Annotated in this window: 16 protein-coding genes; 8 read left to right on the top strand and 8 right to left on the bottom strand. The window is 68.4% G+C overall.

All coding sequences use genetic code 11. The features are described 5' to 3' along the window. The first annotated feature begins 3 nt into the window (after positions 1-3). The gene (locus MFF07_RS17005; RefSeq protein WP_238232420.1) at positions 4-552 is read left to right on the top strand and encodes an OsmC family protein; all 549 of its coding nucleotides are present in this window, start codon (positions 4-6) and stop codon (positions 550-552) included. 4 nt (positions 553-556) lie between these two features. After that, a complete protein-coding gene (locus MFF07_RS17000; protein ID WP_238232419.1) occupies positions 557-1633 on the top strand; it encodes an acyl-CoA dehydrogenase family protein in 1077 nt (358 codons plus the stop codon). 237 nt (positions 1634-1870) lie between these two features. On the opposite strand, the gene dinB is transcribed toward MFF07_RS17000, so the two are convergent. From dinB to MFF07_RS16985, 3 genes are read right to left on the bottom strand one after another with little or no spacing between them, the layout of a single operon-like run. After that, the gene (gene dinB, locus MFF07_RS16995; protein ID WP_373322385.1) at positions 1871-2977 is read right to left on the bottom strand and encodes a DNA polymerase IV; all 1107 of its coding nucleotides are present in this window, start codon (positions 2975-2977) and stop codon (positions 1871-1873) included. Continuing rightward, on the bottom strand, positions 2978-3265 hold the full coding sequence (locus MFF07_RS16990) for an MTH1187 family thiamine-binding protein (protein WP_147813952.1): 288 nt from the start codon (positions 3263-3265) through the stop codon (positions 2978-2980). A gap of 26 nt (positions 3266-3291) precedes the next feature. Beyond that, positions 3292-4488, bottom strand: a complete 1197-nt coding sequence (locus MFF07_RS16985; RefSeq protein ID WP_238232417.1) for a DUF2252 family protein — start codon at positions 4486-4488, stop codon at positions 3292-3294. Between the two features lie 624 nt (positions 4489-5112). Between MFF07_RS16985 and MFF07_RS16980 the strand changes: the two genes are divergently transcribed. The 3 genes from MFF07_RS16980 to MFF07_RS16970 are packed head-to-tail and all read left to right on the top strand — an operon-like array spanning position 5113 to position 8398. Then, positions 5113-6207: a glycosyltransferase family 4 protein gene (locus MFF07_RS16980; protein ID WP_147813956.1), complete on the top strand. Its 1095-nt coding sequence runs from the start codon at positions 5113-5115 to the stop codon at positions 6205-6207. Positions 6208-6212: 5 nt separating this feature from the next. Beyond that, positions 6213-7304 carry a glycosyltransferase family 2 protein gene (locus tag MFF07_RS16975; RefSeq protein ID WP_147813957.1) on the top strand — a complete coding sequence of 364 codons (1092 nt, stop codon included), beginning with the start codon at positions 6213-6215 and terminating at the stop codon, positions 7302-7304. Further along, a complete protein-coding gene (locus tag MFF07_RS16970) occupies positions 7301-8398 on the top strand; it encodes a glycosyltransferase (protein ID WP_147813959.1) in 1098 nt (365 codons plus the stop codon). Before MFF07_RS16975 ends, MFF07_RS16970 begins: the two co-directional genes overlap by 4 nt. Here the strand turns inward: MFF07_RS16970 and MFF07_RS16965 are convergent. The 5 genes from MFF07_RS16965 to MFF07_RS16945 form a co-directional block, all read right to left on the bottom strand. Further along, a complete protein-coding gene (locus tag MFF07_RS16965; protein WP_147813961.1) occupies positions 8375-9226 on the bottom strand; it encodes a glycosyltransferase family 2 protein in 852 nt (283 codons plus the stop codon). The two genes, MFF07_RS16970 and MFF07_RS16965, sit on opposite strands and share 24 nt — an antisense overlap. Then, on the bottom strand, positions 9223-9828 hold the full coding sequence (locus MFF07_RS16960) for a class I SAM-dependent DNA methyltransferase (RefSeq protein WP_238232416.1): 606 nt from the start codon (positions 9826-9828) through the stop codon (positions 9223-9225). Before MFF07_RS16960 ends, MFF07_RS16965 begins: the two co-directional genes overlap by 4 nt. After that, complete coding sequence (locus tag MFF07_RS16955) at positions 9825-10562, bottom strand: PIG-L deacetylase family protein (RefSeq protein WP_238232415.1); 738 nt, start codon at positions 10560-10562, stop codon at positions 9825-9827. Before MFF07_RS16955 ends, MFF07_RS16960 begins: the two co-directional genes overlap by 4 nt. A gap of 4 nt (positions 10563-10566) precedes the next feature. Beyond that, positions 10567-11661 (bottom strand): acyl-CoA dehydrogenase family protein, encoded by a 1095-nt coding sequence (locus MFF07_RS16950; protein ID WP_373322384.1) that lies wholly within the window; start codon positions 11659-11661, stop codon positions 10567-10569. 61 nt (positions 11662-11722) lie between these two features. Further along, a complete protein-coding gene (locus tag MFF07_RS16945) occupies positions 11723-12016 on the bottom strand; it encodes a hypothetical protein (RefSeq protein WP_147813967.1) in 294 nt (97 codons plus the stop codon). A gap of 164 nt (positions 12017-12180) precedes the next feature. Between MFF07_RS16945 and MFF07_RS16940 the strand changes: the two genes are divergently transcribed. The 3 genes from MFF07_RS16940 to MFF07_RS16930 all read left to right on the top strand — a co-directional run bounded on the left by MFF07_RS16940 (position 12181) and on the right by MFF07_RS16930 (position 15945). Continuing rightward, a complete protein-coding gene (locus MFF07_RS16940) occupies positions 12181-13056 on the top strand; it encodes an SDR family oxidoreductase (RefSeq protein ID WP_147813969.1) in 876 nt (291 codons plus the stop codon). A gap of 132 nt (positions 13057-13188) precedes the next feature. Beyond that, on the top strand, positions 13189-14076 hold the full coding sequence (locus MFF07_RS16935) for an SMP-30/gluconolactonase/LRE family protein (protein WP_147813971.1): 888 nt from the start codon (positions 13189-13191) through the stop codon (positions 14074-14076). A gap of 51 nt (positions 14077-14127) precedes the next feature. Beyond that, positions 14128-15945, top strand: a complete 1818-nt coding sequence (locus MFF07_RS16930) for a glycoside hydrolase family 15 protein (protein ID WP_147813973.1) — start codon at positions 14128-14130, stop codon at positions 15943-15945. Positions 15946-16063: the final 118 nt, after the last annotated feature.

Here is a 16063-nt window from a genome sequence, read left to right as displayed (position 1 = left end):
TGCATGTCCTCCTCCGCTGCACCCCGCGAGATCGTTCAGACCTTCGAGCCGATCGATCGCGACGCGCTCACCGCTCTCTCCGAGAGGGGCCGCTCCGACCCCACCGTCGTCAAGACGGTTCGCGCCCGCACGGTCGCCGAGGGCCGCCGGTTCCGGCACCTGACCTACGTCCGCAATCTCGAGGCCCACGTCGTGGACGAGCCGCCGGCGCTCCTCGGCGACGACACGGCCCCGAACCCGACAGAAGCGCTGCTCGCCGCGCTGGGCACCTGCGTCGCCGTCGGCCTCCAGGCCAACGCGATCGCCCGCGGCTGGACCGTGAAAGGCATCGAGATCGAGAGCGAGGGCGACATCAACATCACCTCAGTATGGGGCACGGGCGACCTGTCGGAGAAGGCCGTGGGCCTCACCGCCGTGCGGCTCAAGGCGCGTCTCGACATCGAGGGCGCAACCCCGGCCGAACTCGACGAACTGGTGGCCCATGCCGGGCAATGGTCGCCGGTGCTGAACACCGTGAAGAACCCGGTCTCCGTCAGCCTCGCGCGGGTCTGAGCCGATGGCCGCGACCGCACGGATCGAGATCACGCGCGATGTCGCGGCCATCGTACGCGACGACCTGCATCCGCAGGCCCAGGCGATCGATGCCGGGCTCTACCCGGAGGATGTGCTGCGCAGTCTCGGCGCTGCCGGCGCTTACGGCCGCCACGTCGACGGATCGGCCGCGGGGCTCCTCGCCGCGGTCGAGGCGATGACGCTGGCAGGCGAGGCCTGCCTCTCCACTGCCTTCTGCGTCTGGTGCCAAGACGCGCTGGTCTGGTACCTCGCCCGCTCCGAGGAGTCCGGCCCGCGCCGTCTCCTCGCCGGAGTCGCCGAGGGACGTCTGCTCGGCGGCACCGGCCTGTCGAACCCGATGAAGGCGTTCTCCGGCATCGAGCCGCTGGCGCTGACGGCGCAGCGCGAGGCCGGCGGATACCGCGTGCGCGGACGCCTGCCCTGGGTCTCGAACCTCGCCCCCGGGCACGTTTTCGCCGGCATCTTTTCATTGCCCGACGGACGCCGGGTTATGGGCCTGTTCGAGGCCGGAGCCGAGGGCGTGGCGATCTCGGCCAATGCCCGTTTCGTCGCGCTGGAAGGCACCGGCACCTACACGGTGATGATCCGGGACGCTTTCGTCCCCGATCTCGATGTGATCGCGCATGACGCGGCCGCTTTCGTGCCTCGCATCCGCAACGGCTTCGTCCTGCTGCAGACCGGCATGGGTCTCGGGCTCGCTCGGGGCGTCGCGGCTCTGATGCGCGCCGATGCGCGAGGTCGCGCCCCGGCCGAGCACCTGCCGCTCGGGCCGTCCGCGATCGAGGATCGCGTGGCCGCTATCTCCGCACGGGTCGCGGAGGCGGCTCGGTCGCATGCGGAAACCGACCGAAAGACCTTCCTCGAAACCCTGCGGCTACGCCTCGACGTCTCCTGGCTCGCTCTGGAGGCGGCGCAGTCGGCCATGCTGCATTTCGGCGCGCGCGGTTACCTCGAGGGTGCGGAGGCGTTCCGACGCCTCCGCGAGGCCCAGTTCGTCGCGATCGTCACGCCGTCCGTGAAGCATATCACCGCCGAACTTGCGCGATCGGACGTATCCTGAACGTCATTCGCAGGGCATCCGGCTTGCGGATTTTGTCCCATGGAATGGGTCCGCTCTGAAGTCAGGCTCCGTCGAAACGAGCGATGGATGATCGAGATGAGGCCGTCAGCGAGGAGCAGGAGACGGGGCTTCCGGTGACCGAGATCTGCCGCCGGATGGCTGTCGTACGACCTCAGCACAGGTTGCTTCACGCCGATGGCGGCCGAGTATCAAGGCGGTTGCGGCCTTTCCCGGACCTCAAAGACCGAAGCCGAGCTGCTCAGGCGCCGTCTGCGGGCCATGCTCCAGGGCCGATAGCGAGACCCCGACGAGCCGTACGCTGCGGCGAAGCGGAAATGCCTCGCGGAGCAGACCGAGGCTGATCGCTTCGAAGGCCGCGCGATCCGGAACACAGGCCGGGACTGAGCGCGCGCGCGTGATCTGCTCGAAATCCGAGAACTTCAGCTTCAGCGTCACCCTCCGTCCGCGCACGGCCTTCATCGTACTCGACGTCCAGACTTTATCGATCAGCGGCTGCAAACGCTCGGCGAGGGCATCGAACTCCGCAAGGTCGTCGAAGAAGGTGGTCTCGGCGCCGATGGATTTCCGGATACGGTGCGCCCGCACCGGCCGATCGTCGATGCCCCGGGCCACCCCGTAGTAGTAGGAGGCATGGCTGCCGAAGGCGGTGGCGAGTTCGTCCAGCGAGCGCGCCTTCAGGTCGCCACCGGTATGGATGCCGAGCCGCTTCATCTTCGCTTCGGTGACTGGACCGACCCCGTGGAACCGGCCGATGGCGAGATCCTCGATGAAGCGTGGCCCCATCGCCGGAGTGATCACGAACAATGCGTCGGGCTTCTTGAAGTCGGAGGCCACCTTGGCCAGGAACTTGTTGTAGGAGACCCCGGCCGAGGCGATGAGGCCGGTGCGCGCCAGGATGCTTGCGCGGATGGCCCGCGCCACGTCCGTCGCGGTCGGCAGGCCCTGCAGGTTCTCGGTGACGTCGAGATAGGCCTCGTCGAGGGACACCGGCTCGATGATCGGCGTGTGCTCGGCGAATACCACGCGGATTTCCTCCGAGATCGCGCGGTAGGCGTCGAAGCGCGGCTTCACGAAGACGAGGTCCGGGCAGAGCCGGCGCGCCGTGACCGAAGGCATCGCCGAGCGCACCCCGAAGACGCGTGCCTCGTAGCTCGCCGCCGCCACCACGCCGCGCTCCCGCGATCCGCCGACGGCGATCGGCCTGCCGCGCAGAGCCGGATCGTCGCGCTGCTCCACGGACGCATAGAACGCGTCCATGTCGATGTGGATGATCTTGCGGACCGGAGAGTCCTGCCGGTTCTCGGTCGTGGGTGCCTCCGAAATCTAAGAAACGGCAGCCAGCTTGTCGGCCATCGATTGATCCTTGTCGCGGCGCGACGAGAAGGCCATCGTGAAGAACACGCGTTGGACACCAAGTTCGCTGAGCTTTTGCTCGCACAACTCGACCAGACGGCAGATGTCGCTCAGCTCACCCTCGATATTGGTGCCGTTGGCATGCATCTCGGCGTCGAGATCGCTCGCATCGATGATGGCCTTGATCGCCCGGACATAGCCGGAAACCGAAGGGCCGACGCCCATCGGCACGATGCACAGATCCGCGACCACCTTCATGAACTCGATCCTTCGGCTCCGATCGCCTACGCCGCCTCCTGCTCGGCGGCGTAGCGCCGGCAATGTTCCAGATAGCCGACCTCGTGGCGTCCGGCGAGTTCGACCACGCTCGACCAGAGCCATGACGGCGTGGCCGAACTGCCGCCGGCGAGATCCCGGCGCCAGGCTTTGGCCGACGTCTCTTCCATCTGCCTGCCATGGGCCCGACCGACCACATGGGCAAGGTAGTGCGCCGCGCGCACGGCCTCGCCTTGCGAGAACTGGTCGACGTCGAGCTTGAGGTCCTGCGGCCGCAATTCGCGCATCACCACGGGACGGTCCAGCAGGCGCACCGGCAGCATGCGCTCGCCGAGGTTCGGCGACAGGGCGCGCGCCCCGGCGACGACCCGCTCGGCGTGGTCGGCCGGCATTTCCGCGCCCGGGGCCGCCGGCGCGACTGCCGCGACGGCTTCCTTGAGGTCGACGAGGGCGAGCTTGCGCTTGCCGTCGGACTCGGTGATCCGCACGAGCGCCGCGTAGCGCAGGTGACCGAGCGAACTGCAGCCCTTCATCCAGTAGGCGGCATCGAGCAGACGCATCTCGGCGCCCTCGCGACGGCTTTCGAGGCTCAGCACGAGGTTCCGTACGCGCGTCTCGCGAAACAACTCCTTGAGGGCATGCCATTCCGCGTCGTCGAGCGCCCAGAACTTGCGGCCGAGTGGGATCGCAGGCTCGACATCCTTGAGGCGCTCGCGGGCGAGATGCTTCCAGTGCCGCCCGAGCGCCCGTCGGCGCACGCTGCGCACCACGTCCGGCTCTGCCGGCCCGTCTCCCATCGGGCCGCCGAGGCCCGAGGCGTAGCCGCGCATCATGCCGTCCAGCATCCGTGCCGTGACGGCACCCGGGAGATCGGAGCCGCGGGCGGCGCTTGCCAGCGAGAGGCCGAGCCGCACGAGATCGTGCGCCGGGTTGCCGATGACGGTCTGGTCGAGGTCGCGGATCTGAACGTCGACACGGCCGTCGGCATCTGCGAGCGGTCCGAGATTGCCGAGGTGGCAGTCGCCGCAGATCCAGACAGGAGGACCTTCCGGCAGCGTGCCGCGGTTCAGGCCGTCCAGCCAATCGTAGAAGGTGCCGGTATTGCCGCGGACATAGGCATGCGCCGAGCGCGCCATTTTCAGGGTGCGTTGGCGCTCCAGCACCATGGCCCGTTCATCGAGGTCGAGCCGTCCGGTCTCGCGCATACGCCACCATCGTCGATCGGGCGGCGTCCGGACACGAGATCGCCGCCCTGCTTCCGGCCCAACAACGCGCATGGCCTCGCCTGCACCACGCGGCGTTTCGTCTCCGCTGTGGATGAAACGGGCGACGGTGAGCGTGTGGCGCAGGCTCGGGCCGTGCCGTTAGATCCCGGCATACCAGGGCCGGGCGAGATCGGAGATCATGCTGCCGCGGCCGTGCCCCAGCCCGTCGATGCAGGCCGCAGCTCCATCCCGTCTGATCGAGGTTTGCCGGCAATGGCGGCACGATCCAGGCCGCGCCAGCAGGATGCCTGCGCCACCGACGACGAGGGCCAGAAATGCGACCACGCCAACCCAATAAGTCGTCCGCACCCGAAAGGCGTGACGCGCCGGATCCGCGCAGAAATCGTCGCCCTTCAGCTCATCGTGTGCCGTGCTCGCATCCACACTTGCGCCCCTCGCAAGATAGTCGCATGCGACCTTTCGTCGATGCACGCGAGGCCAGGAACTCGTTCTACTGAGGCGAGGTTGTGCCGGAACTGAAGTGGGATCGGTACCGGCATTCGCGACATTGCGAAGCACATGCCTGTACGATTTCGAGAACTGACATCGACGAACTGGACAAGCGTGAAGATCGCAATCCTCGCCCATCTGAAACATCCGATCGCTCAGCCCTATGCGGGCGGCCTCGAAATGCACACGCACCTCCTGACGCGGACGCTGCAACGGCGTGGTCATACCGTCACACTGTTCGCCGCGCATGGATCCGATCCGGCGCTCGATCTTCACACCGTCTGTACGCCCACCGGCGAAGCCTTCGCCGATCCGGTCAAGGCCCTCGCCGTCGATGCTGCGGAGTTCGCGGCCTACACGGAGATGATGGCGGCCGTGGCACGGGGCGGGTTCGATCTCGTACACAACAACAGCCTGCACGACCTGCCGCTACGGGCCAGCCGCGGTCTTGGGGTACCGATGGTTACAGCACTCCACACGCCGCCCTTCGCCTCGCTCGCCGCCGGTGTCGCGGCGGCTTTTCCGCGGATGACTTTCGCGGCCGTCTCCAAAAGCCTCGCGCAGGAATGGCGGGTGCTGGTGCCGCACGCGCATGTCATCGGCAACGGCATCGATCTCAGCATCTTCCGCTTCCGGGCCGAGCCGACGGAGCCGCCTTACGCCTTCTGGAGTGGCCGGATCGTTCCGGAGAAGGGCCTGCATCTGGCGATCGACGCCGCACGCCTCGCCGGACTGCCGCTGACCTTTGCCGGGCCGCGCACCGACATCGCCTACTGGACGAAAGACATCGCGCCTCGCTTGGGGCCGGACCTGACCGATCTCGGTCACCTGTCGCATGGTGCGCTCGCCGAACATCTTGGCCGGGCCACCGTCGCCCTCGTCACGCCGCGCTGGGAGGAGCCGTTCGGCCTTGTCGTTGCCGAAGCCCTCTCTTGCGGGACGCCGGTGGCGGCCTTCGCCCGCGGGGCGCTGCCTGACCTGATCGCGCGAAGCTGCGGCCGCTGCGCCCGCGCCGACGACGTCGCTGATCTCGCACGCGCCATCGGCGAAGCGATCCGGCTCGACCGTCAGGCCTGTCGGGCCTGTGGCGAAGCGCTGTTCGACGTCGAGACCATGACGGATCGCTACGAAGCGCTCTACCACTCCATCCTCGCCGCTGCGCCCGCGTGCGAGCAGCCGGGGCGCATGCTCGACGCCGTCGCGGTCTGACCGCGATGAGCGACCCTAGAGGATCGGCGGCCGTGGTCTGCGTGCCGGCGCGGGACGAGGTCGAGCGACTGCCCCGCCTGATCCGTTCGCTCGCGGCTCAGGACGGTTTTCCGGAGGACGCGGGACTGCGCGTCGTGATCGCAGCCAACAATTGCAGTGATGGCACTGTGGAGGCTGTGCGGGCGATGATCGCCGGCGGTGAGACTGCGGCCCTCGACGTGCGCCTGATCGAGACGACGCTCGCCCCCGCCGAGGCGCATGTCGGCACGGCACGTCGCCTCGCGCTCGAGACCGGCGCGGACTGGCTGGATGAGGAGGGTTGCGAGGATGGCGTCCTGCTCACCACCGATGCCGACGCCTGGCTTCCGCCGGATTGGGTCGCCGCCAACCTGCGCGCCCTGTCCACGGCCGAGATCGTCGGCGGCCGCCTCATCATTGCACGCGAAACCGAGCTGGACCCTGCAGTCGCAGGCCTGCATGCCCGGATCGAACGCTACTGGCAGGCTGTCCGCGCACTGGAGGACAGGCTCGATCCGCCCGTCCACGACCCGGCTCCGCGCCATGGCGACCATACCGGCGCGAGTCTCGCCCTGCGGGCGGCCCTCTATCGCGCCGTCGGCGGATTGCCGGCGCTGCGCCGAGGCGAGGACAACGCTCTGGTGGGCCGCGTGCAGGAGCAGGGCGGGCGGCTGCGGCATTGTCCTGCCGTCAGTGTCCATGTCTCAGACCGAGCCCATGGGCGCGCGGAGGGTGGCATGGCGGTCGAGATGATCCGGCGCCTTGCCGTCGCGGGCGGTGGGGACGCCTACCGGCTGCCGTCGCCCGCGCACTGGTGCGCCCTGATCCAGCGCCGCGCGGCCTTGCGCCGGCTTTGGCCCGAGATTGCTGTTGCGGGAGGCTGGTCCTGCGTTGCCGAAGAAATCGGGCTCGACCACGAGGATCGCTCCGCCATCGCCCCCGAGACCTGTCCGAACGCCATCGCCTTCGTCGAGCGGGCAAGCCGGTGGCTCGACGCCCGGGCGGCCCCGGCGGTGCTCCAAGATCTCGAGCCGGCCCTCGCGGAATTCGATGTGCTGCTTGGCGAGGATGCGGCGTGACTCGGCCGATCGGCATCTACGTCCACCATCAGGGCGCCGGGCACTGGCAGCGCGCCTGCATGATCGGACGGGCGCTCGACCGGCCCTGCACGCTGATCGGGACGTTCTCCGAACGCGATCCGGGGAACGCGCCGGGGCCGTTCGTCGATCTGCCGGACGACCGGATCGCCGGCTTCGACGGAGACGATCGCGAGGTCGACCGCCCGACAAGCCTGCACTACGCGCCGCTCGGCCACTCTGGCATCCGCGCACGAATGGCGCGGATCGCGGCCTGGATCGCCGAAGCGGATCCGGTTCTGGTCATCGTCGACGTCTCGGTCGAGGTAGCCCTGCTGTGCCGCCTCCTGTCCGTACCGACGCTCGTCGTGCGGCTTGCCGGGACACGAACCGATCTGCCTCATCTCGAAGCATTCCGGAGTGCGAGACGCCTGATCGCGCCGTTTCCCGCTGCTCTCGATGGCGGGGAGATGCCGGATTGGGTCCGCGCCAAGACGTTGTTTTCTGGGTTTCTCGGAGCGGCTCCAGCGCCGGCAGCGGCCGAGGACGGCCGGATCGTCGTCGTCTTCGGGCAGGGTGGCGAGGGCGGCCGGCTCGCGCTGCTGGCTGACGCAGCCGACGCCGTACCGGATCGCGCTTGGCACGTCCTAGGCCCGGTTCATGGCACGAGCGCCGCATTATCGCTGCCTGCGAACCTGCATCTGCACGGTTGGGTCACTGATGTCGGCGCGCATCTCGTGGCGGCCTCCCTCGTCGTCGGTGGCGGCGGTGACGGCGTCGTGGCTGCGGTCGTAGGGGCGGCCAAGCGCTTCATCTGTCTGCCCGAACCGCGCCCCTATGACGAACAGGCGGCCAAGGCCGAAGCGTTGGCCCTGCTCGGGGCTGCCGTCGTCGTCTCCGACGGTTGGCCGGCCGCTGCGGAATGGCCGGATCTCGTCCGCCGGGGGCTCGCGCTCGATCCTGCGATGATCGCCGGCCTCGCCGAGCCGGATGCGCTTACGCGAACGGTGTCCGAGATCGAAGCGATGGCACAGGAGATCGAAGACCGGCGACGTCCCGGCACCTGGACGTCCTCAGAAGGCTTGGTCCGGCGATAGCCGCGCCGCGGCGATCTCGTCCGGCGTCGGCACGCGCCGAACAGCGAGTCCATCGCTCCGATCCCACGCGATCAAGCCGCGTTCGCTAAAGGCCTCGAGCCAGCCCTCCATCGGCCAGAGGCCGTGCCGCGCGTGGAAGCGGCGGGCGCTGCGGACGATGTCAGAAAAGTGTTGGAGCGGTGGGTCGCAGGACGGGTGGTGCTGGTGCCAGGCGCGTGGTCCTGCAGCAAAGAGCACCGGTACGCCGAGTTCGGAGGCGCGGAAGGCAAGATCGGTGTCCTCGGCGCCGTAGCCGTCGAAGCCCTCATCGAAGCCACCCAGGCGATCGAAAGTCGTCGCGCGCACGGCGAAGGCGAGCGACCAGAACAATCCCGGTTTGTCTGCCGCCACGATGCCCCGCGCTGGAAATACACGTGCTGGATGCCGCAGCCCAACCCGGTCGAGACCCTCCTCCGTCCAGCCATCCGTCACCGCACCGAGCGGCAAATAGCGGATCTCGCAGCAGACGAGGCCGTCGTGCTCCGCAACCGCCGCAGCGAGGCCCGCGACGAGATCTGCGGAGGGGATGCAATCGACATCGAGAAAAATCAGCGTCCCGCCCGAGGCTGCAGCGCGTCCGGCGTTGCGTGCTGCAGCCAGCGGCAGACCCTCGCTCGGCAGATCGACCCGATGCAGCGGACAACCGGGATCAGGCAATGCAGCCGTGTCGCCACCCATTTCCACGACGATGCAGTCGGCCGGCGCTGGTCCGCGCGATAGCCCTTCGAGCAGGCGCAGGAGGTGGGGACGGCGGCTCTTGTTCAGCGTGATGACGCTGACGGTGCTCACGCGACTGCCACCTCAGGGACGGCCCTCCGGAGAACGTCGAGCCGATACTCGGCCGTCCGCGACTGGGCGAGAATCTCAGCGAAGCCGGCGGAGCCCTGGATGAAGCCGTCCGCCGCCGCGTCACCCGAGAGCGGGTAGTCGGTCTCGCCCAGATAGTGGACGAGGACGATGTCCCCGCCGGGCAGCAGAGCCGTCTCCACGCAGGCGACGAGGCGGGCGAGGTCGGCCCGGTCGAGGTAATACGCGATCTCGGAAAGCAGGATGAGGTCGTAGCGCCCATCCGGCCAGTCGCCGGGCACGGCAGCCTGCAGGAAGCGGATCTGGGTTTGGTCGGCACAGGCGACACGCGCCCTTTCGAGCACGGAGGACACCACGTCGAAGGCCGTCAGAGCCCCGCAACGGGACCCGAGCTGGCGCGTCAGCACGCCGATCGAACAGCCGACCTCCAGAGCCGAGGCATAGCGGGGCCGAGGCAGGGCCGCCAGCGTCGCCGCGTACTTGGCACGCTCGTAATCGCTGGTTGCGAAGCGCCATGGGTCGGGATCGTCGGCGTAGAGACCGGCGAAGTATGCTGGCGACAGCGAGGTCGGGTGACGGGTCATGCAGGCACCTCGATGAAGGCTTCGTGAGGGCCGCAGAGCCGGTCGATCATCGCGGCTTCCAGGCGGAAACCCTCGGGATCGTCGGCGATGAGCGCTGTGGTCTGCGAGGCGTGCGCTGCGATGGCCCGGCGTTTCGCCGCGCTGTTGTCCGTCACATCGAGCCGAACGCCCTCGGGTGCCGGGCCGACCTCGGTTTCGGGCGGCAGGGTCCAGCCCCAGACCGGGTAGGCGAAGACGCGTGTGGTTCCAAGGCGCGGCCGGGCCAGGGCAACGATCGCGGCGGCGGCCTGATGATCGCAATGCGGGTCGTGGCCCCACGTGACACAGACCGTGCCGTACTCGCAGGCACAGGCCGCGTCGGCGATCACCAGAGCCGCCGCTTCGGCTTCCGGTCCCGTGCTTGGCACTGCGGCGTCGGGGAGGCGAAGGAAGCGCACGTGCTCGGCGGCGAGCCCGAGCTCGGCCACAGCGTTCAGTGTCTCGGTCTCGCGCAGATCGCGCAGGCGCTCCGGCGGATAAGTGCGGGAGTGGGTGTGTGAGCCGCAGCCGTCGCTCAGCACCACGAGCCGCACCCCGCGTCCCGCCGCGCAAGCCGACGCGATCAGACCGCCGCAGCCGAGGCTTTCGTCGTCGGGATGAGGTGCAACCACGACAAGGCCGCCCGCACCGAGCATCGTGTCCAGAGTTGCGACAGGCATCTGCTCCAGGGCGGCGAAGAAAGCGTCGGCGCGCATGGCGTCACGGCCTTTGCCAGAGCGCGTGGAACGGCCCTGGTGCATCGAGAATATGGCCGGCGGCCGAGGCGAGGGCATAGTCCGGGGCCGGCTGGCGCAGATAGGTGGCGAGGTCGCGCACGCGCCGCTCCAGCGGATGCGCTTCGAGGAAGCCCGACAGGCCGACGGAGCGCTGAGCCAGCTCGATCACGTCGAGCCCCGCCCGCTCGACCACCCCGCGCGCGAGATTGACGTAGGCGACCGCGCCCTCCGGATCGGCCTCGGCATGCGCTGCAGCTTCGGCCGCGCCGGCGACGAAAAGGCGCGCGGTTTCGACCGCTGCCGCTGCCTTGCCGAGCCGGGCACGCTGGTGCGGATCGCCGCCCCGGCCCGTTTTGAGGAGGTGTGCACGGTGCGCCTCGAATACCGATGCGATGCCGCCGCACTGGACGGCAAGAAACCGCCACGCTCCGCATGAAAAAAACGGTTGGCGGAAGTAGTCGTCGGGCTCGCCGATCACTGCCTCGGTGTCGATGCGCAATCCGGAAAACTCCACCGTGCCGGTGGCGGTGGCGCGCATGCCGTGCACCCGCCATGCCGTCGCATCGGAGCGCGTACCGGGCTCGAGCGGCGCCACCAGCATCAGCCGTCGGTCGTCCTCGGTGCGCGCCGTCACCAGCGGCCGGGTGACGTAGCCGGCACCCGAGGCATAACTCTTCATGCCGCCCAGCTGCATCACGCCGTCCGCTTGCATCAGCGAAAGGCCGCCCGGATCCGGCTCGGTGTTCCAGACTCCGAACAGGTGCCCGTCCCGCGCATCCTGCGCGAAGTGCTCCCGGCTCTCGGCGCTGCCGTAGCGGAGCACGAGCGCGAGCGCATTGACGTGGCCCTCGTAGAGCCGCCCGAGCACGAGACTGCCACGTCCGACCAGATAGAGAACTTCGCGCAAAGCCGCGACCTGCTCGGGTTCGCATAAGCCGACACCGCCGGCCGCCATCGGAAGAGGCCCCTTGAGTAGACCGCACTCCCGAAAGTGGTCGATGGCCTCCGTCGGGAATGCATCGTGCCGGTCGAGGTCTGCGCTCAGCGGAGTGACGCGTGCGACTGCAGCTTCGGTGATCGAGACGAAGGCGGAAGCGCCTTCTCTCGACGCGTGAGCGTCCGATCCGTCGAAGAGCCTTCTATCGATTGCCAAGTGACGGACCTCCCGCGGCACCGCCGGTGCCGGGCGGACCACCCGTCGTCGTACCACCGATCGACGTCCCCGGCGTCGTGCCGGAGACGGTGGAATTACCCTGCGAACCTGATGCTCCGGCGGGCACGCGGGTGTCGATCTGGTTCGACCGGGGACCGGCGCTCACGCGCGGCGTCGGACGATCCGCAGCGCCGCCCGCCGAGATGCCGGTGCTTTGCCCCAGGGCGGCGCCGGCGATGGTGAGGCTCAAGGCCGTGGCGATGACGAATGCCGTGCGCATGGTCGTTCTGTCCGAGACGGTGGGATCGGCAACGCAACACGCCGCATCGGCCGATGTTCACATGAATCGGCCCGCGGGCACCGGATGCCGCAGCCGGGCGGTCCGATCCCTCGGAACACCCACCCAGGGGGATGGTTGTCGCGGCATTCCATCGGAGGCCTTTGATGACCACAAATCCGCTGCACAAATATCCGCGCCCGCCCTTCCCGGGTCAGCCCCAAAGCTTCCCGGGCAAGACGGACAAGATGACTCCGGAGCCGGACCACGGCGAGGAGAGCTACAAGGGCTCGGGCAAGCTGGCCGGTCAGGCCGCACTGATCACCGGCGGCGACAGCGGCATCGGCCGGGCCGTCGCCATCGCCTATGCCCGTGAGGGCGCCGATGTTGCGATCTCCTATCTGCCCGACGAGCAGAAAGATGCCGAGACGGTCGGCGCTTGGATCGAGAAGGCGGGCCGGCGTTTCCTTCTGCTGCCCGGCGACATCACGGATCCGGCCTATGCCCGCGAGCTCGTTGAGCGGACGGTCTCGGCCTACGGCCGCCTCGATGTGGTCGTGAACAACGCCGCCTTCCAGCAGCCGAACCAGGGGCTCGACGCCATCGAGGACGCGATCTTCGAGAAGACCTTCCGCACCAACGTGTTCGGTCCATTCTACGTGACCAAGGCGGCGCTTCCGCACCTGAAGCCCGGCGCCTCGGTGATCTTCACCTCCTCGGTGAACTCGAAGCATCCGATGCCGACGCTCGTGGCCTACAGCGCCACCAAGGGCGCACTCAGCAACTTGGTGCTCAGCCTGTCGCAACTGCTCGCAGAGAAGGGCATCCGCGTGAACGGCGTGCTACCGGGCCCGATCTGGACGCCGTTCATCCCGAGCGGAATGAGCGAAGATGCGGTGAAGAGCTTTGGCGAGCAGGTGCCGTTCGGGCGTCCCGGTCAGCCGGCCGAACTCGCCTCGGCCTACGTGATGCTGGCCTCGGGCGAGAGCAGCTACACCTCGGGTGCCCTCATCACGGTCGCCGGCGCCATGCCCGTTCTCTGAGACGGGCAGCCCGACCGCTCCACGATGTTCCTCGGTTCAACCTGCGTCTGCTGCGTCATACCGGCAGGCGCGGGATGATCCGCGTGCCTGACGCGTCAGGGTATCAACGACGAACCTTCGCCCAGGACAACTATGCCGGCACGGGACGCCATCCAGATTCTCGACGCGCCGCGCTGCCATCTCGGCGAGGGGCCCTGTTACGATCCGGGAACCGACACGGCGTGGTGGGTCGATATCCTGGAGCGCCGCCTGTTCGCGGCGTCCCTCGCTTCGGGACGGGTTCGCGAGCACGCTCTGCCGTTCATGGCGAGCGCCGTCGCGGCAGTCGACGGCGAGCGGCAATTGCTGGCAGGCGAAAACGGGCTCTATCTGCGCATCATCGCCGACGAAAAGCTTTCGCTGCATTGCCCCCTGGAGGCCGACGATGCGGGCACCCGCTCCAACGACGGACGTGTGCATCCGAGCGGCGCGCTCTGGATCAGCACCATGGGTCGCAACGCCGAGGCTGGACGCGGCGGGATCTATCACGTGGTCGGCACCCGCGTGACGCGGCTCTATGGCGGCCTCACCATCCCGAATGCGATCTGTTTCTCACCGGACGGCGCCACCGCCTATTTCGCCGACACCGACGACGACCGGCTCAAACGCGTCGCCGTCGATCGACGCACCGGCCTGCCGACGGGCGAGCCCGCCACCCTCTACGACCATCGCGGCGGCGAGGGCGGCCTCGACGGCGCGGCGGTCGATGCCGAGGGGCTGATCTGGAGCGCACGCTGGGGTGCGGGCTGCATCGACGCCTACAGTCCCGAAGGCGAGCGTGTCCGCACCATTGCCGTGCCGGCGAGCCGCCCGAGCTGCCCGACCTTCGCCGGACCCGCCCTCGACCGCCTCCTCATCACCAGCGCCTACGAGGGCATGACCGACGACGAGCGCGCCGCCGACCCGGACCACGGCCGCACCTTCCTGCTCACGGTCGGCGTTCGCGGCCTTCTAGAGCCGAGCTTCCGCCTTTCGGCATGAGCGGCAGCATCGGCGTCGCTGCCTTCATCACCCATAGAGAACAGCACACGCATGACCGGATCCGACGCGCGTCCCTACCAGCGCATCGAGGACTACGCCCTTCTCGGCAATTGCCGAGGCAGCGCGCTCGTCGCGCGGGATGGCTCGATCGACTGGGCCTCCCTGGAGCGGTTCGACGCCGAGCCGGTTTTCTCCCGGCTGCTCGACCGCAATCGCGGGGGTTATTTCACGATCCAGCCGGACGAGCCTTTCGAGAGTCGCCGGATCTACCTCGCCAGCACCAACATCCTCGAGACGACCTTCACCACACAGTCCGGCGTACTCTGCCTGCACGACTTCATGCTGGCGCCGGAGGGTGGGCATCCGACCCTGGTGCGGTTGGTGACGGGCGTGTCGGGTGCGGTGCCGGTGGTGGCGATTTATCGTCCGCTCGCCGGGTTTGCCGACAGTTTTGCAGATCTCGTGATCTCGGAGGGCCGCGTCACGGGGGAAGGATTGCCTTGCCTCGTCTCCGAGGCCCGGTTCGAGCTGGAACATGGCTGCGCCGTCACCCGCTTCACCCTGGGCGGCTTGGAGGATTGCAGCTTCGCGCTGTTCGAAGCCGGAGCCGGCAGCTTCGAGGCGTTGCCGGCTCGCGAACTGATGGAAACGGCACGGCGCGCCTGGGTCGGATGGGCGGCAGGCGCGGCCTATGACGGCCCACTCTCCGACGAACTGATCCGTAGCGCGCTGACCTTGAAGGCACTGACCTACGAGCCCTCCGGCGCCATCGTCGCCGCGGCCACGACCTCGCTGCCCGAAGAGATCGGCGGGGTCCGCAACTGGGATTACCGCTTCTGCTGGATCCGCGACGCCTGCCTGTCCTTCTACGTGCTGAAGAAGTTCGGCATGGTGGCCGAGGCGGAAGCGTTCTTCGGCTTCGTCTGCACGCTGTCGGATCGTGAGGGCGGCGGCCTCAAGCCGCTCTACGGGGTGGGCGGCGAGACCAGGCTGACCGAGCGCGAGATCGCGCATTTCGAGGGCTGGCGCGGGTCGTCTCCGGTCAACCACGGCAACCTCGCCGCCGAGCAGCACCAGAGCGACGCCTACGGCCAGGTGCTCGACCTGTTTTACCTCTACCACCGCCTCGGCGGCACGATCTCGGAAGCCGCGCAGGCCCAGGCGATCCAACTCGCCGACTTCTCGGCCCGGCACTGGCACGAGAAGGATGCCGGCCTGTGGGAGCCGCGCAAGCCCGAGGAGCACTATCTCCACGCCGCGATCATGAACTGGGTCGCCCTCGATCGGGCGATCCGGCTGTTCGGCGAGCGCCCCGACTGGTGTGCCGAGCGCGACCGGATCGTCGCCCGGGTCAACGGCGAGGGCATCCATGCGGAGGGCTACTATCCGCAGTTCCTCGGCAGCGACGACGTCGACGCCGCGCTCCTGATCGCACCGATGGTGGGGTTCCCGGTCGATGAGACGGCCTTCGCGAAAACCGTGGACGTGATCGTCGAGCGCCTCGGCCATGGGCCGCTGGTCTACCGCTACCGCAACGACGACGGCCTGCCGGGCCACGAGGGCACTTTTCTGATCTGCGCCTTCTGGCTGGTCGACGCGTTGGCCTGGCTTGGCCGCATCGAGGAGGCGCAGACGCGCTTCACGGCGCTACGTGCGCTTCAGAACGACGTCGGACTCTACGCCGAGGAAATCGACGAGCGGGACAACAGCTTCCTCGGCAACTTCCCCCAAGCCTTCAGCCATCTCGCCTTCGTCCACAGCGCTCTGGTGCTGGATCTAGCCACCCACGGCGGTCGTGAAGCGGTGAAGGGCACCTACGCCGACAGGACCCTGCGCGAAACCGCGGCGCGTCGCGTGCCGACGATGTGAGCCCAGCAGACGACGCTTGAGTCTTGCGGGTCGAAGCAACGTCGAAGGCCGGCGATGATCACCCGTCAGTTGCACCACCCCTGGCGCCAAGATCGGTAGGATTGGGTTGCCGGACAGT

This window comes from Methylobacterium thuringiense, assembly GCF_022179645.1.
Taxonomy (GTDB): domain Bacteria; phylum Pseudomonadota; class Alphaproteobacteria; order Rhizobiales; family Beijerinckiaceae; genus Methylobacterium; species Methylobacterium thuringiense.
This window is presented reverse-complemented; position numbering and strand designations above follow the sequence as displayed.

Excerpts from the sequence above, each read along its gene's own strand:
- MFF07_RS17005 (WP_238232420.1), top strand. The coding sequence starts at position 4 with ATGTCCTCCTCCGCTGCACCCCGCGAGATCGTTCAGACCTTCGAGCCG.
- MFF07_RS17000 (WP_238232419.1), top strand. The coding sequence starts at position 557 with ATGGCCGCGACCGCACGGATCGAGATCACGCGCGATGTCGCGGCCATC.
- MFF07_RS16990 (WP_147813952.1), bottom strand. The coding sequence starts at position 3,265 with ATGAAGGTGGTCGCGGATCTGTGCATCGTGCCGATGGGCGTCGGCCCT.
- MFF07_RS16985 (WP_238232417.1), bottom strand. The coding sequence starts at position 4,488 with ATGCGCGAGACCGGACGGCTCGACCTCGATGAACGGGCCATGGTGCTG.
- MFF07_RS16975 (WP_147813957.1), top strand. The coding sequence starts at position 6,213 with ATGAGCGACCCTAGAGGATCGGCGGCCGTGGTCTGCGTGCCGGCGCGG.
- MFF07_RS16960 (WP_238232416.1), bottom strand. The coding sequence starts at position 9,828 with ATGACCCGTCACCCGACCTCGCTGTCGCCAGCATACTTCGCCGGTCTC.
- MFF07_RS16955 (WP_238232415.1), bottom strand. The coding sequence starts at position 10,562 with ATGCGCGCCGACGCTTTCTTCGCCGCCCTGGAGCAGATGCCTGTCGCA.
- MFF07_RS16945 (WP_147813967.1), bottom strand. The coding sequence starts at position 12,016 with ATGCGCACGGCATTCGTCATCGCCACGGCCTTGAGCCTCACCATCGCC.
- MFF07_RS16940 (WP_147813969.1), top strand. The coding sequence starts at position 12,181 with ATGACCACAAATCCGCTGCACAAATATCCGCGCCCGCCCTTCCCGGGT.
- MFF07_RS16935 (WP_147813971.1), top strand. The coding sequence starts at position 13,189 with ATGCCGGCACGGGACGCCATCCAGATTCTCGACGCGCCGCGCTGCCAT.
- MFF07_RS16930 (WP_147813973.1), top strand. The coding sequence starts at position 14,128 with ATGACCGGATCCGACGCGCGTCCCTACCAGCGCATCGAGGACTACGCC.